Here is a 14,253-nt window from a genome sequence, read left to right as displayed (position 1 = left end):
CCTCCAGCCTGGGACGAATTGGACGAAGACGGCCGCTGCCCGGACTGCGATCGCAGTCCGGGCAGCGGCCGTTACGGTCGGGCGAAGCGTTACTGCTGCAGTCCGGCGGCCTTGCACGCCGCCTTGTACTTCGGCGTGCAGATCTCGTCGATCGTGTAGAGGCCGTCGCTGACGACGGTGGAGCGGATGTTCTCCTTGATCACGGCCACGACCGGGACCAGTGCGGTGGGGATGTCGCTGGCGGTCGGACTGTTGGACTTGGAGTTGGCGATCGGCGTGACGCTCTGGCCCTTGGCGAGCGCCACGGCCATCTGCGCGGCGATCGGGCTCTCCTCCGCGTACGACTTGTAGACGCTCATGTACTGCTCGCCCGCGACGATGCGCTGGACTCCGGCGAGCTCCGTGTCCTGGCCGGTGACCGGCGGGAGCTTGGAGACGCCGGCGGCCTTGAGAGCGGTGATGATGCCGCCCGCCATGCCGTCGTTGGCCGAGTAGACACCGATGATCTTGTCCTTGCCCAGAGCCGAGATCGCGGTCCGCATGTTCGCGGCGGCGTTCTCCGGCTTCCAGTCCTTGGTGTCGAACTCCTTGCCGATGTTCACCTTGCCGTCGAGCTCGGTGTGCGCGCCCTTCTTGAACTGGGCCGCGTTCGGGTCCGTGCGGGCGCCGTTCATCATGACGATCTGGCCGTCCTTGGCCGTCGCGCCCAGCTTGTCCAGCAGGGCACGGGCCTGGACGTGGCCGACGTCCTCGTTGTCGAACGAGACGTACGCGTCGACCGGGCCCTCGGCGAGCCGGTCGAAGGCGACCACGGGAATGCCCGCGTCCTTGGCCTTCTTGACCGCTCCGCCGATGCTCTTGGAGTCCACGGCGTCGATGATCAACGCGTCGACCTTCTTGGCGATCATGTCATCGACCTGCTGGTTCTGCCGCGCCGCGTCCTGCTCCGCGTTCGCGTAGATGACCTGACCCTTGTTGCTGGTCAGCTCGCCGACCATCTTCTCGATCAGCGGCTTGTCCGACTTCTCGTAGCGAGCAGCCTGCTTCTCCGGCAGCAGCAGACCTATCTTGAGGTCCTTCTTCTTGCCGGATCCGGCAGCCTTGTCGCCGGACTGGCTCCCACCGCCGCATGCGGCGAGGGTGACGGCCATCGCGACGACACCTACGGTCATCGCTCCACGGCCGGTACGCGTGCTCACTTAAAAACAACCTCCCTGACATGGCCGCTTAAATATCGGCCGAGGTGGCTGGAAGCCAACCCTGCCTTCGCGATGCCGTCAAGAAGTTAGCTCTTAACGAGATGACAACGGAATTATCCGATACGGGCCCGACAGCCCAAATCTGCCTGGCAATTCGGGGTGAAACGGTCGTACGGCAGGATTTCGTTTGCCCGGATATTTGGTGATGGTTCGTCAGTTTGACACCTCGCGGGATTGCTACTCCCCAGTCCAGGGGCGGTTGTGTCGTCGAGTGGTGTCCAGGTGGTCTGATCATGGTGGTGCCGCTTCACCTTGAATACGACTGAGAGGATGGATCGGCTGGAACCGTTCATTTATTGAACGAATGGGAATGTTGATCATGGCGAAAATGGTCTATACCTCAACTCCTTGCGTTTGAGTTCCTGGATCAATCGGTCATGCGGTTATTGGTGGTTGTGAAGGTTCTGGTGCAGACCAGGTGTTCGGGGTCTGAAGTCTTGACGTGTCCATGTATGACTCTTAGCTTCACGCCTTGAAGAAAGGTGGGAGCCCATGACGATGCTCGGAACATCCGCCTCCGCTCCGCGCGGCCCTCGGCGAACACGCGCGAGATCCAGGTCCCTGGTGGCCGTCGTCGGCGCGCTCGCCGCCGCACTGGCCCCCGTCGTCGCCTTCGCCCCCGGGGCCGAGGCGGCCGCGCCGCCCACCGGGTGGGTCACCGTGTCCGCGCGGCACAGCGGCAAGTGCGTGGACGCGGCGTCGGCGGCCACCGCCGACGGCACCGCCGTCCAGCAGTACGGCTGCAACGGAACCGCCGCCCAGCAGTGGCAGTTACGGGCCACCGACAGCGGCTACGTACAGATCGACAACCGCAACGACGCCACCAAGGCGTGGGACGTCACCGACGTGTCCACGGCGGACGGGGCGCCCGTCCAGCTCTGGGCGTACGGCGGCGGCGACAACCAGCAGTGGCGGCCGGTGCAGGAGGCGGGCGGTGCGTACCACTTCGTCAACCGGCACAGCGGCAAGTGCCTCGACGTGCCCGGCGCCTCCACCGCCGACGGCGCGCGCATCCAGCAGTACACCTGCAACGGCAGTGCCGCCCAGTCCTTCGACGTGAGCCCGGTCGACACCACGCCGCCCACCGGTGACACCCCGGACCTGGGGCCCAACGTCTCGGTCTTCGACCCGTCGATGTCCTCGGCCGCCATCCAGAGCCGTCTCGACCAGGTCTTCCGCCAGCAGGAGACCAACCAGTTCGGCGCGCAGCGCTACGCCCTGCTCTTCAAGCCGGGCAGTTACGACGTCGACGCCAACGTCGGCTTCTACACGCAGGTGGCGGGGCTCGGTCTGTCGCCGGACGCGGTGACGGTCAACGGAGCCGTGCACGCCGAGGCCGACTGGTTCCAGGGCAACGCCACCCAGAACTTCTGGCGCTCCGCCGAGAACCTTTCGGTCACGCCGAGCGGCGGCAGTGACCGCTGGGCGGTCTCCCAGGCTGCCCCGTACCGCCGTATGCATCTGCGCGGCGACCTTCAGCTGGACGACGGCGGCTGGTCGAGCGGCGGGTTCATCGCGGACTCCAGGATCGACGGGCAGGTGCGCTCCGGCTCGCAGCAGCAATGGCTCTCCCGCAACAGCCAGTGGGGAAGCTGGAGCGGCGCCAACTGGAACATGGTCTTCGTCGGCGACACCAACGCCCCGGCCAACACCTTCCCCAGCCCGCCCTACACCACGGTGGCGCGGAGCCCCGTGACGCGCGAGAAGCCGTTCCTCTACGTGGACGGCGCGGGCGCGTACAAGGTGTTCGTCCCCGCTCTGCGCACCGACACCCAGGGCACGACCTGGGCGAACGGGAACCCGGCCGGCACCTCGCTCCCGATCGACCAGTTCTTCATCGTCAAGCCCGGCGCCACGGCGGCGGACATCAACGGCGCGCTGGGGCAGGGCAAGAACCTCCTGTTCACGCCGGGCGTGTACCACCTGGACCAGACGATCGACGTGAACCGCCCGGACACCGTCGTGCTCGGTCTCGGCCTGGCCACCCTGGTCCCGGACAACGGGATCACCGCGATGAACGTCGCCGACGTCGACGGGGTCAAGGTCGCCGGACTGCTCATCGACGCCGGCCCTGTCGACTCCCCGCTCCTGATGCGGGTGGGCGCCCCGGGCTCGACCGCCCGGCACACCGCCGACCCGACCTCGCTGCACGACGTCTTCTTCCGGGTGGGCGGCGCGGGCGTCGGCAAGGCCACCCGGACCCTGGTCGTGAACAGCTCGGACGTCATCGGCGACCACCTGTGGCTGTGGCGCGCCGACCACGGCGACGGGGTGGGCTGGGGCGGCAACACGGCCGCGAACGGGCTGGTCGTCGACGGGACCGACGTGACCATGTACGGCCTGTTCGTCGAGCACTACCAGCAGCACCAGGTGATCTGGAACGGGGACGGCGGACGTACGTACTTCTTCCAGAACGAGATGCCGTACGACCCGCCGGGCCAGGCCGCGTGGATGAACGGCTCGACGCGCGGCTACGACGCGTACAAGGTGGCCGGTTCCGTGACCCGCCACGAGGCGTGGGGTCTGGGCAGCTACTGCTACTTCAGTGCCGACCCCTCGGTGGTGGCCGACCGCGCCTTCGAGGCACCGGTCGCGCCGGGCGTCCGCTTCCACGACTTGGTGACCGTTTCCCTGGGCGGTAAGGGGACCATCGGCCATGTCATCAACGACGCGGGTGGAACAGCAGATTCCGGTACGAATGTGGTGGATCTCGTCTCGGGTCCCTGAGTTCGGACTCAGGTGGCACCGGGTGGCACCGCTTGGTGCCACCCGGTGCCATGTGGTGCCATTTCGCGTCACGCAAGACGTGTGAGCCAGTGTGGCGTCATGGTGGCGCAGCGGGCCCCCTTCTTGTTTCCGCAGGTCATGTGGGTTGACTGCAAACTCGACCCACGTGTGGTGTCACTTGCGCTTGCGTGTGGCGCCATAGTGGTGCCATGATGACGTCATGGACCTCACGCCGTATGTCGACACCCTTCGCCGCGAACTCGCGGTGGCCGCCGAAGCCGGCGGGGACGATGCCCGCGAGCTGGCCGAGCGGCTGACCGCTCCGCTGGAGTCGGCGACTCGTCTGACCATGCTCAATGTTCTGTCCGCCGCGATGGACGAGATCACCCGCGACCTCGCCCCCGGCTCGGTCGACGTACGGCTGAGGGGGCTCGACCCCGACTTCGTCGTGATGCTGCCGCCGGCCCACGGCCTTCCCATGGATGCGGTGGAAGCGGTCGCCGCGCCCGTCGAACCGCTCGCGGCGCAGACGCCCGTCGAGGGTGACGAGGGCGGCACCGCCCGGGTCAATCTGCGGCTGCCGGCCCACCTCAAGGCGCGCGCCGAGGAGGCCGCGTCCCGCGAGGGCCTGTCGGTCAACGCGTGGTTGGTGCGGGCCGTGTCGGCCGCGGTCGAGGGTCCCTCGCGGCCGCGTACGACGGAGAAGAGCCACACCTTCGGACAGAGCTTCACGGGCTGGGTGCGGTAACGCTCCGCTGGAAGCGCGGGTATTCGACTGCGGGCCGTCCGTGGCTGGTCGCGCGCACGCGACGGAGTCGCATATCGACTCAGCCCCGCGCCCCTTTGGGGCACGCGGCACCGCATCGGACTTTCACAAGACCGCTCAGCCCGCGCCCCATCCGCACCACTTCACCCGCAACATCTCACCCACACCACGTCCCACCTGCGGGGACGATCCAAAGACCCAAGAGGACGGAACAGCCATGCCTTCTTTCGACACTCCTCAGCCGATCTCGGTCAACGCCAACGTGGCCGCCGGTTCCATCCAGTTCTCCGCGGGCGACCGCCTCGACACGGTTGTCGAGGTGAAGCCCCGCGACCCGAAGAAGGACAAGGACGTGCGGGCCGCCGCGCAGACCGAGGTCATGTACTCGGGCGGCGAGCTGAGCGTCAGGACGCCCAAGGGGCGCTACCTCGTCGGGCCCAGCGGCGTCGTCGACGTGGTGGTCGAACTGCCCACGGGCTCGCGGATCGACCTCACCGGCGCCTGGACCCAGGTGCTCGGCGAGGGCCGGCTCGGTGAGGTCCGTGTGAAGACCTCGTCCGGCGACGTCCGCCTCGACACCACCGGGCCGCTCCAGCTGACCGCCTCCCACGGCTCGATCACCGTCGACCGCGTCGAGGGCTCCGCCGAGATCACCACCAGCTCCGGCAGCCTGCGCGTCGGCAGCGTCGACGGCACCGCCGTCCTGAAGAACTCGCACGGCCACACGGCCGTCGGCACCGCGACCGGTGACCTGCGGGTGAGCGGCGCCAACGGCGACATCGACATCGCGCGCGCCGAGGGCTCGGTCACCGCCACCACCGCCCACGGCACGCTGCGCGTCGCCGATGTCGCGCGTGGCACCGTCCAGTTGGAGACCTCCTACGGCGCCATCGAGATCGGCATCCGCGAGGGCACCGCCGCCTGGCTCGAAGCCAGCTCCGGCCTCGGGCAGGTGCGCAACACGCTGGCCGCCTCCGAGACCCCGGACAAGACCGAGGAGACCGTCGAGGTCCGCGCCCGGACCCGCTACGGCAACATCGACATCCGCCGCGCCCGCGCCTGAGCGCTCACTTCAGTCCACGGTCCCCGTCTCCACTGTCCCCGTCTCACCCTTCAACCGGGAGAGCCCATGCCTTCTTCTGACATGCCCATGTCCATGCCCACGCCCAGGCGGAGCGGTGGTACACAGTCGCCCGCCGCCGTCTCCACCATCGGTCTGCGCAAGTCGTACGGTGACAAGACCGTGCTCGACGGCATCGATCTGCGCATCCCGGCCGGGTCCGTGTTCGCGCTGCTGGGGCCCAACGGTGCCGGCAAGACCACCACCGTGCAGATCCTGTCCACGCTCATCGCCGCCGACGGCGGCCAGGCCCAGGTCGCGGGCCACGACGTCGCCACGTCGCCGGACGGGGTGCGCGCCGCGATCGGCGTCACCGGGCAGTTCTCCGCGCTCGACGACCTGCTCACCGCCGAGGAGAACCTGCTCCTCATGGCTGACCTGCTGCGGCTCGGCAAGCGTGAAGGGCGCTTGCGTGCCCGGCAGTTGCTGGAGCGGTTCGGTATCGCCGACGTCGCGGGCAACCGGGCCGCCACCTTTTCCGGCGGTATGCGGCGCCGGCTCGACCTCGCCATGACGCTGGTCGGCGACCCCCAGGTGATCTTCCTGGACGAGCCGACCACCGGGCTCGACCCGCGCAGCCGCCGCACCATGTACGACATCGTGCGCGAGCTGGTCGCGGGCGGCACCACCGTCTTCCTCACCACCCAATACCTGGACGAGGCCGACCAGTTGGCCGACCGGATCGCCGTCCTCGACGGCGGCCGGATCGTCGCCGAGGGCACCGCCGACGAGCTCAAGGCCCGCATCCCCGGCAGCCACGTACGGCTGCGGTTCACCGACCCCGACGAGTACGAGCGCGCGGCCGCCGCCTTCCCGGGCGCGGCCCGCGACGACGAGAACCTCGCCCTGCGCGTGGCGGGCGACGCCGGTCTCGACGCGCTGCGCACCCTGCTCGACCGGCTCGACGCCGTCGGCATCCGGGCCGCCGACTTCTCCGTGCACACCCCCGACCTCGACGACGTGTTCCTCGCCCTGACCGGCGACGGCACCACCGGCGCGTCCCTCCACGTCAAGGAGACCCTGCGATGAGCACCCTCACGTACGCCGTGCACGACTCGATGACGATGCTGCGGCGCAACCTGAAGCACGCGATCCGCTATCCGGCGGTGGGGTTCGGCAGTGCGATGACGCCGATCCTGATGCTGCTGCTGTTCGTGTACGCCTTCGGTGACTCGATCGGCGCCGGGATGGGTGGCGGCCGGGACGCGTATGTGAACTATCTGACGCCCGGAATCATCGTCATGGGGGTGGCGGCGGGCTCGATGTCGACCTCGATCGCGGTCTGTTCCGATATGACCGAGGGCATCATCAACCGCTTCCGCACCATGAACATCACCCGCTCGTCGTTCATGACGGGCCATGTCCTCGGCAGCGTCGTCCAGACCATGGTGTGCATGGTCCTGGTCGTGGGCGTCGCGCTCGCCGTCGGGTTCCGGTCGTCCGCGAGCCCCGTGGAGTGGCTGGCCGCCGCCGGACTGCTCGCGGCCATCGCGTTCGCGGTGACCTGGCTGGCGGCGGCGCTCGGCCTGATGTCCAAGACCGTCGAGTCCGCGAGCAACAAGCCGCTGCTGATCCAGTTCCTGCCGTTCCTCGGCTCGGCGTTCGTGCCGGCCGACTCGATGTCGCCGGGGCTGCGCTGGTTCGCCGAGAACCAGCCGTTCACGCCGATGACCGAGACGTTGCGCGGGCTGCTCTCCGGGTCGGCGATCGGCGACAACGGCTGGATATCCCTGGCCTGGTGCGCCGGCATCACGCTGGTCGGCTACGTCTGGTCGCGCTCGCTGTTCAACAGCACCACCAAGCGCTGAGGGCGCACGCGTACCAACCACCAGCGGTTCGGCCACGACTTGTCCGAAATCCGAGACATGGGCCGCTGACGTGCGAGGGGAGGCACAGCATGTCCTCAAATAGGTGTGGCCGGTGGGAAATTCACCCGAGTGGGCGAACCGGTGCGGGCTACGCTCGTGTGGTGACCGGGGGAGTTGAAACGATCGGCCGCGCCCTGCTGGGCGAGGCGACGGACGCGGTGACCGTGCCGGATCTCGGGCGCGCGCTCTCGGACGAGCTCGGCCGGATCGTGCCGCACGACGGATATGTGCTGGCCGGGCTGGATCCGCTGGCCAGAGCCAGTTGTCTGTTCACCAAGGAGCACGGCTACAACGAGGTGTCCGAGCGCCGGATGACGGCCGCCGATACCGAGACCCACGACGTCGAGCGGCTGCTCGCGGGTTCCCGGGTCGGGATAAGAGTGGGGCACGGGCATCGCGTGAGACTGGGCAATGTCACGGTCCCCGAAGGGTTCGGCGGTGAGCTGCGGATCGCGCTCACCCAGGCCCGGCTGGCGTGGGGCGGGCTCATTCTCGTACGGGAGAAGGGCAGCCCGCAGTTCTCGGCGGCCGAGGCGGCCGACGCGGACGCCCTCGCTCAGCCGCTGGCCGCGGCCCTGCGGCGGTTCGTCGCCGCGATGCCGCTGCGGCCCTCGCGTTACAGCCTGTCGCCCGGCGTCGCCGTCGTCGGCGCCGACGACAAGATCACCTCGGCGACGCCCTCGGCCCATGAGTGGATGCGGCTGCTCGCCCCCGTGGCCACCACGACCGACGAGGACGATCTGGCCGCCACCGTCTGGAACGTCGCCCACCTCGCCCGGCGCGCGGGCGGGCAGGCGCTGAGCCGGATCCCGACCCGCGACGGCTGGATAGCCCTGCACGGCCAGCTGCTCGAAGGCCCGGAGGCGGGTGCGGTGGCCGTCACGATCCAACCCGCCCCGGGCCGCCTGCTGTTGCCGGCGGTCTCGGTCTGGTACGGGATCACCGCCAGGGAGCGGGCCGTCCTCCAGGAGGTTCTGGAGGGTCTGCCCACCAAGCACATCGCGCGCCGCCTCGACCTCTCCCCGCACACCGTCAACGACCATCTCAAGGCGATCTACCGCAAGACGGGGGTCAACAGTCGGGAAGAGCTGCTGACGGGCCTGGCCTGACGGCCGCCCCGGCGGTCCTCAGCCGGTCAGCCCGTCGTGTCGCGGCGCTCCACCCGGAATCGGAACGGCACGGTTCCGGGGTCGATCGCCGTCACCCCGCCGTCGACGGTGAGCACCGCGCCGTTGACGAAGGACGCGGCGGGGGAGAGCAACCAGGCGATGGCCTCGGCGACTTCGGCCGGCTCGCCGGGGCGGCCCAGCGGAAGCAGTCGGGTGGCCGCCTCGTACGCCGCGTCGACGTCGCCGTCCGCGAGACCCGCCTGCTCGGCGAAACGTGCCATGCGCCGGTCGGCCATCTCGGTCCGCACCCAGCTGGGGCACACGGTGTTGGCGCGCACCCCGTCGGGCCCGTAGTCGACCGCGACGGAGCGGCACAGCTGGGCGAGGGCCGCCTTGGACGTGGCGTACGCGGCGTTGCCCATCCCGTTGCGCAGCGCGGAGACGGAGGCGACGGCGACCACCGAGCCGCGCGCCTCCACCAGGTGCGGGACCGCGCTGCGCAGCAGCAGGAACGGGCCGGTGAGGTTGATGCGCATGACCTCGTCCCAGTCCTCGACGGAGGTGTCGCCCACGGCTCCGCTGCGTCCGGTGCCCGCGTTGAGCACGACACCGTCCAGCCTGCCGTAGGTGTCCACCGCCGTGTCCACGAGCTCCTGGACGGCGGCGGGGTCGCCGATGTCGGAGGGGTGGGCCAGCGCCCCGGTCTCCTCGGCGAGCTGCCGCAGCGGCTCGGGCCGACGCCCGGAGACGACGACCTGGTGTCCGGCGCCGCGCAACAGCCGTGCGGTGGCCGCGCCGATCCCCGTACCGCCGCCGGTGACGATGACAACTTGCCGTTCGGTCATGCCCGTTCAGCCTCCGTGGTCGCCTGCGGTCCCGCCGACCGGCAGTTGTTTCGATCATAGGCCCGCGTGGTCCGCACCCGGCCTGTCGGCTCCCGCGAAGCCTTGACACGCCGGCGCCTGGCACTTAATCACATACCGGACCGCTTTTGGTCCAGACCTTTAGGAGTCCGGTATGCGAAGACCCCTCACCCTGCTCCTGGCCCTGCTCGGAACAGTGATCCTGTTTCTCGCTCCACCGGCGGACGCGGCGGGCGGCGTGTCCGCGGCGTTCGTCAAGACCTCCGACTGGGGCACCGGTTACCAGGCCCAGTACACCGTCGCCAACGGCTCGTCGGCCGCTGTCAACGGCTGGAACGTCTCCTTCGACCTGCCGTCGGGAACGACGGTCGGCAGCTACTGGGACGCGCTCATGACGAAGAGCGGCAACCACTACTCCTTCACCAACCGCGACTACAACGGCGCGGTCGCCGCCGGTGCCACCGCCGCGTTCGGCTTCATCGTCTCCGGCGGTGGCACCCCGGCCAACTGCACGCTGAACGGCGGCTCCTGCGACTCCGGCTCCGGCGGCCCGGCGCCCTCGGTGCCGACCGGCGTCACGGTCGGCTCGGCCACCGGCTCCTCGCTCACCGTGCGCTGGAACGCCTCCACCGGCGGGTCCGGGGCGGTGTCGTACGAGGTCTCCCAGGGCGGCGGCGCCCCGGCGGCCGCATCCGGCACCTCGTACACGGCGACCGGGCTCCAGCCCTCCACCACGTACAGCTTCCGGGTGCGTGCCAAGGACGCGGCGGGCAACACCTCGGCGTACAGCACCGCCGTCAGCGGTACGACCTCCGGCTCGGGCGGCCCCGCGCCCGGCACCGTCCACACCGCGCCCTATGTCGACATGGGCGCCTGGCCCACGCCGAGCCTTCCGGCGGCGGCCTCCGCGAGCGGGCTGAACAGCTTCACCATGGCGTTCGTGACCGCCTCCGACTGCAAGGCGATGTGGTTCAACGCCTATGATCCGCGCAGCGGTTGGGCCAAGGACCAGATCGACGCCGTCCGGGCCGCCGGCGGTGACGTGAAGGTCTCCTTCGGCGGCGCCAACGGCGTCGAACTCGCCCAGGCCTGCACCGACGCCGACGCGCTGTACACCGAGTACGCGGCGGTCGTCGACGCGTACCACCTCACCTATGTCGACTTCGACATCGAGGGCTCGGCCGTGGCGGAGCCCGCCTCCGTCGCGCGCCGCTCGCAGGCGCTCGCCAGGCTCCAGCGGACCCACCCGGGCCTGCGCGTCTCGCTCACCCTGCCAGTACTGCCGGAAGGGCTGACCGGCGACGGTCTGGGTGTCGTCAAGTCGGCCCGGGACGCGGGCGTCGACCTGGACGTCGTCAATGTGATGGCGATGGACTACTACCGCGACACCGACTACGGGACGGCCGCCGTGCAGGCCGCGCAGAGCACCCAGGCGCAGCTGAGGACGCTCTATCCGGCGAAGAGCGACGCCCAGGCGTGGGCCATGGTCGGCGTGACGCCCATGCTCGGGCAGAACGACGACGGCCGGATCTACGACCAGGCCGCCGCCCGGCAGTTGGTGGGCTTCGCCCAGAGCCACCACCTGGGCATGCTGGCCTTCTGGGAGGAGACCCGGGATGCCAACGCCTGCAACGGCCCGCTCTACAAGTGCACCAACGTGACCCAGCAGCCGTACGAGTTCTCGAAGATCTTCGCGGCGTACACCGGCTGAGCCATGGCCGCCGGGCTCCGGGTCCCGGAGGTCTCAGACCCGGAGCTCCGGCGGGAAGCCGGTCCAGCGCAGCTCGGGCGGCAGATGCCTCATGTCGTTGTAGAAGACGACGGACGCGGGCCGGTCGGTCGCGTAACGGATCACGGTCAGCGCCGCGTTGGCGTGATTCAGGCCCATCCAGCGCCACGCGGGCGCGTCCAGCGCGGCGCGCACGAGCCAGCCGATCAGGAAGTTGTGGGTCACGACCAGCTCATGGCGCGGCTCGTCCCCCTCGACCGGCCCGGCGAAGCGTGCGAGCGCGGCGGGCGCCAACGCGCGCCCCCGCTCGCTCTCCTCGGCCGGGAACCGCGCCAGCCGGTCGAGCATGGCATCGGCGTACTCGGGCGGCAGCTCTTCCTTCGGCGGTACGTACGGGATGTAGTCCCCGGCGATGTCCGACGACTCCAGCGGGACGCCGTCGAGTTGGTCGGCGATGAGCCGGGCGGTCCGGGTCGCGCGCGGCAGCGGGCCGTGGCAGATCGACGAGAGCGGGCTGCCCCGGAGCCGCTCGCCGAGCAGTACGGCCTGCCGGCGCCCGGCGTCCGTCAGATCGCTCTCGTCGGACGTGGCCTCGCCGTGCCGCGCGAGATAGAGATACCGGGTGGCGGTGGGGGCCATGTGGGCTGTCCTCCGGCGGTGTTCATGATCGTGTGGATGTCCGGAAGGACGTCGGCATCCGCCGGTTCGGTTCCGTTTCCGCCGCCGGTGGGGGAGTCGTGCGGTGCGGTCCGGTTCCCTGCTGTCACCCGCCACCCCCGTGGGCGGGCGACAGCAGGAAACCGGACCGCGACGGTCCGGCCCGTCAGGGCCGGTCCGCACCCCCCCGTCCGATCGGCCGACCGCCGCACGCATATGCGGCAATGGCCGTGCGGTGGCCGATATTGAGCCAGGTCCGCTGTCCTGTCCTGGCCTTGACCACCTCTGCCGTCACAGACTGCTGCCGAGGCCGACCGCTGGTCTTGTAAGAAGGCGCACTGTCCTTCCGGATTCCGGTCGGCGGAACACGCGCAGGGTGAGGAGAGGGTTGCAGGTGGAGGCCAAAGCATCCTTGAATACCGAAGACCGAGGGGAGAGTGTGGAACGGGCGGCACCTGACTGGCTGCGGGGTCAGGTCGTCAAATACCGAGGCAGGCGCACACCGGCAGGAATGCCGGCCCGGCTGACGCTGCCCGCCGCGACGGTCACGCTGATCGTCGGCTGGGGAGACCCCCTGCATCTGTTCGGCGCCGGGGAGAAGGGGTCCGCGGGCGGAACCGGAAGCTGGCACGCGATGGTCGGGGGCCTGCGGACCTCGCCCGTACTCGGCGGCTATCGCGGCGCGGGGCAGGCGGTGGAGGTCGATTTCACGCCGCTCGGCGCCTATATGTGTCTCGGCATATCGATGCACAACCTGGCGAACGAGACCGTGCACCCGGACGAGTTGGTGGGCAAGCGGTGGACGGAACGGCTGACCGAACGGCTCGCCGCCGCGCCGGACTGGGAGGCGCGCTGGTCGGTGGTCGACGACGCGCTGGCACGGCTGCTGGCCGACGGCCCGGCGCCGTCGCCCGTGGTGGCCGAGGCGTGGAGCAGACTCAGCGCACGGCACGGCGGGATGACGCTCGGCGAACTGGCCGGCGCCACCGGCCGGGGCGAGCGCAGACTCCAGGTGCTGTTCCGGGAGCAGATCGGGCTGCCGCTCCAGTCCGTCGCCCGCATCCTGCGGTTCCAGCACGCGCTCGCGCTGCCGTACGGCTCGTACGCGTCGCTCGCCGAACTCGCGGCCGCGTGCGGCTACTACGACCAGGCGCATCTCAACCGTGACTTCCGGGCACTGGCGGGCCTGACCCCCGCGCAGCTGTGCGGACTGGCCAACCAGGCCGCCCTGGACGGCACGGCCCCGATCGAAGGGGGCCGCACGAGCGTCTTCAACCGCTGACGACCACAGGTGAACGAGGGGTGCTCGCGGACCGACCCGGGGGCACCCCTCCCGATGTCCGCTCACCCGCCGAAGAACTCCGTGAGGACCGGGGCCAGCACCGCGGCCGAGAACTGGTGCGACTGCCCCGGCAGAGTCAGCGCGCGGCCGTCCGGCACGGCCTCGGCGACCGCGACGGCCGGGGAGCGCAGCCACTCGGGGCTCGCCCCGCCCGCGATCGCGAGTACCGGCGCGGTGATCGCGGCCAGCCGCTCCACGGGCAGCGCGGCGTCGCCGAGCACGGCGTTCTCGTACGCGAGCGTGTGCGCCACGGACTCCATGCCCGGCCACATGGGCGACTGCCTGGCCTGGGCGATCTGCTCCGGGGGCGCGCCGACCCGGGTCATGAACAGCTCCACGGCGTCCCCCCGTCGTTCGGCGGCGAGCAGTTCCCGCAGCCGGGCGGCGTACGTCACGTTCCCGGCGCGCCGCTCGGCCGCGAGCGCGAACGGCGGCTCGTACACGGCGACCGCCGCCACCGGCAGCCCGCTCGCCGCCGCCTCCAGGACCAGCGCGCCGCCCGAGGAGAGCCCGTACAGGCCCGCTGTGCCGCCCGCCTCGGCGATGAGCGCGGCCAGGTCCTCCACCTCGCGGGCGACGGCGTACGGGAGGGTGTCGCCGCTGCCGCCCCGGCCGCGTCGGTCGTAGTTGTAGACGGTGAAGCGCGGGGCAAGGAGGCGCGCGAGTTCGCGGTGCGTCTCGCGGGTGCAGAAGGCGCCCCCGGCGAGGATGACCGGCGGTCCCTCGCCCAGCCGGTCGTAGGCGATGGGGGTGCCGTCCCGCGACGGGATCGTGTGGGTCTTTTCCATGTCGTTCACGTCGTTCGTGTCGTTC

At 70.2% G+C, this 14,253-nt stretch carries 12 protein-coding genes; 8 read left to right on the top strand and 4 right to left on the bottom strand.

The genetic code is table 11. From position 1 onward, the window contains the following. Positions 1-89: 89 nt before the first annotated feature. Entirely contained in the window at positions 90-1,199 is a 1,110-nt protein-coding gene (locus ACGFRG_RS03400; RefSeq protein ID WP_361417929.1) for a substrate-binding domain-containing protein, read from the bottom strand. A gap of 552 nt (positions 1,200-1,751) precedes the next feature. Between ACGFRG_RS03400 and ACGFRG_RS03395 the strand changes: the two genes are divergently transcribed. The 6 genes from ACGFRG_RS03395 to ACGFRG_RS03370 all read left to right on the top strand — a co-directional run bounded on the left by ACGFRG_RS03395 (position 1,752) and on the right by ACGFRG_RS03370 (position 8,849). Further along, the gene (locus ACGFRG_RS03395; RefSeq protein WP_393260934.1) at positions 1,752-3,986 is read left to right on the top strand and encodes an RICIN domain-containing protein; all 2,235 of its coding nucleotides are present in this window, start codon (positions 1,752-1,754) and stop codon (positions 3,984-3,986) included. Positions 3,987-4,206: 220 nt separating this feature from the next. Next, on the top strand, positions 4,207-4,734 hold the full coding sequence (locus ACGFRG_RS03390; RefSeq protein WP_393260931.1) for a hypothetical protein: 528 nt from the start codon (positions 4,207-4,209) through the stop codon (positions 4,732-4,734). Between the two features lie 235 nt (positions 4,735-4,969). Beyond that, positions 4,970-5,815 carry a DUF4097 family beta strand repeat-containing protein gene (locus tag ACGFRG_RS03385; RefSeq protein ID WP_361417923.1) on the top strand — a complete coding sequence of 282 codons (846 nt, stop codon included), beginning with the start codon at positions 4,970-4,972 and terminating at the stop codon, positions 5,813-5,815. 93 nt (positions 5,816-5,908) lie between these two features. Further along, positions 5,909-6,901, top strand: a complete 993-nt coding sequence (locus ACGFRG_RS03380; RefSeq protein WP_361418344.1) for an ATP-binding cassette domain-containing protein — start codon at positions 5,909-5,911, stop codon at positions 6,899-6,901. After that, a complete protein-coding gene (locus ACGFRG_RS03375) occupies positions 6,898-7,680 on the top strand; it encodes an ABC transporter permease (protein WP_361417920.1) in 783 nt (260 codons plus the stop codon). Before ACGFRG_RS03380 ends, ACGFRG_RS03375 begins: the two co-directional genes overlap by 4 nt. A gap of 161 nt (positions 7,681-7,841) precedes the next feature. Next, positions 7,842-8,849, top strand: coding sequence for a helix-turn-helix transcriptional regulator (locus tag ACGFRG_RS03370; RefSeq protein ID WP_361417917.1), 1,008 nt, complete (start codon positions 7,842-7,844; stop codon positions 8,847-8,849). Positions 8,850-8,875: 26 nt separating this feature from the next. Here ACGFRG_RS03370 and ACGFRG_RS03365 read toward each other — a convergent pair whose 3' ends face one another. Further along, the gene (locus ACGFRG_RS03365) at positions 8,876-9,694 is read right to left on the bottom strand and encodes an SDR family NAD(P)-dependent oxidoreductase (RefSeq protein WP_393260925.1); all 819 of its coding nucleotides are present in this window, start codon (positions 9,692-9,694) and stop codon (positions 8,876-8,878) included. Positions 9,695-9,866: 172 nt separating this feature from the next. On the opposite strand from ACGFRG_RS03365, the gene ACGFRG_RS03360 reads away from it, so the two are divergent. Beyond that, complete coding sequence (locus tag ACGFRG_RS03360) at positions 9,867-11,423, top strand: cellulose binding domain-containing protein (RefSeq protein ID WP_393260922.1); 1,557 nt, start codon at positions 9,867-9,869, stop codon at positions 11,421-11,423. Between the two features lie 33 nt (positions 11,424-11,456). Here ACGFRG_RS03360 and ACGFRG_RS03355 read toward each other — a convergent pair whose 3' ends face one another. Further along, the gene (locus ACGFRG_RS03355) at positions 11,457-12,080 is read right to left on the bottom strand and encodes a histidine phosphatase family protein (RefSeq protein ID WP_393260919.1); all 624 of its coding nucleotides are present in this window, start codon (positions 12,078-12,080) and stop codon (positions 11,457-11,459) included. A 529-nt stretch (positions 12,081-12,609) separates the two neighbouring features. Here ACGFRG_RS03355 and ACGFRG_RS03350 point away from each other — a divergent pair. After that, positions 12,610-13,380 (top strand): helix-turn-helix domain-containing protein, encoded by a 771-nt coding sequence (locus tag ACGFRG_RS03350; RefSeq protein ID WP_361417905.1) that lies wholly within the window; start codon positions 12,610-12,612, stop codon positions 13,378-13,380. A 62-nt stretch (positions 13,381-13,442) separates the two neighbouring features. Here ACGFRG_RS03350 and ACGFRG_RS03345 read toward each other — a convergent pair whose 3' ends face one another. Then, positions 13,443-14,228 carry an alpha/beta fold hydrolase gene (locus ACGFRG_RS03345; RefSeq protein WP_393261804.1) on the bottom strand — a complete coding sequence of 262 codons (786 nt, stop codon included), beginning with the start codon at positions 14,226-14,228 and terminating at the stop codon, positions 13,443-13,445. Positions 14,229-14,253: the final 25 nt, after the last annotated feature.

This window comes from Streptomyces sp. NPDC048696 (assembly GCF_043198895.1).
Taxonomy (GTDB): domain Bacteria; phylum Actinomycetota; class Actinomycetes; order Streptomycetales; family Streptomycetaceae; genus Streptomyces.
This window is presented reverse-complemented; position numbering and strand designations above follow the sequence as displayed.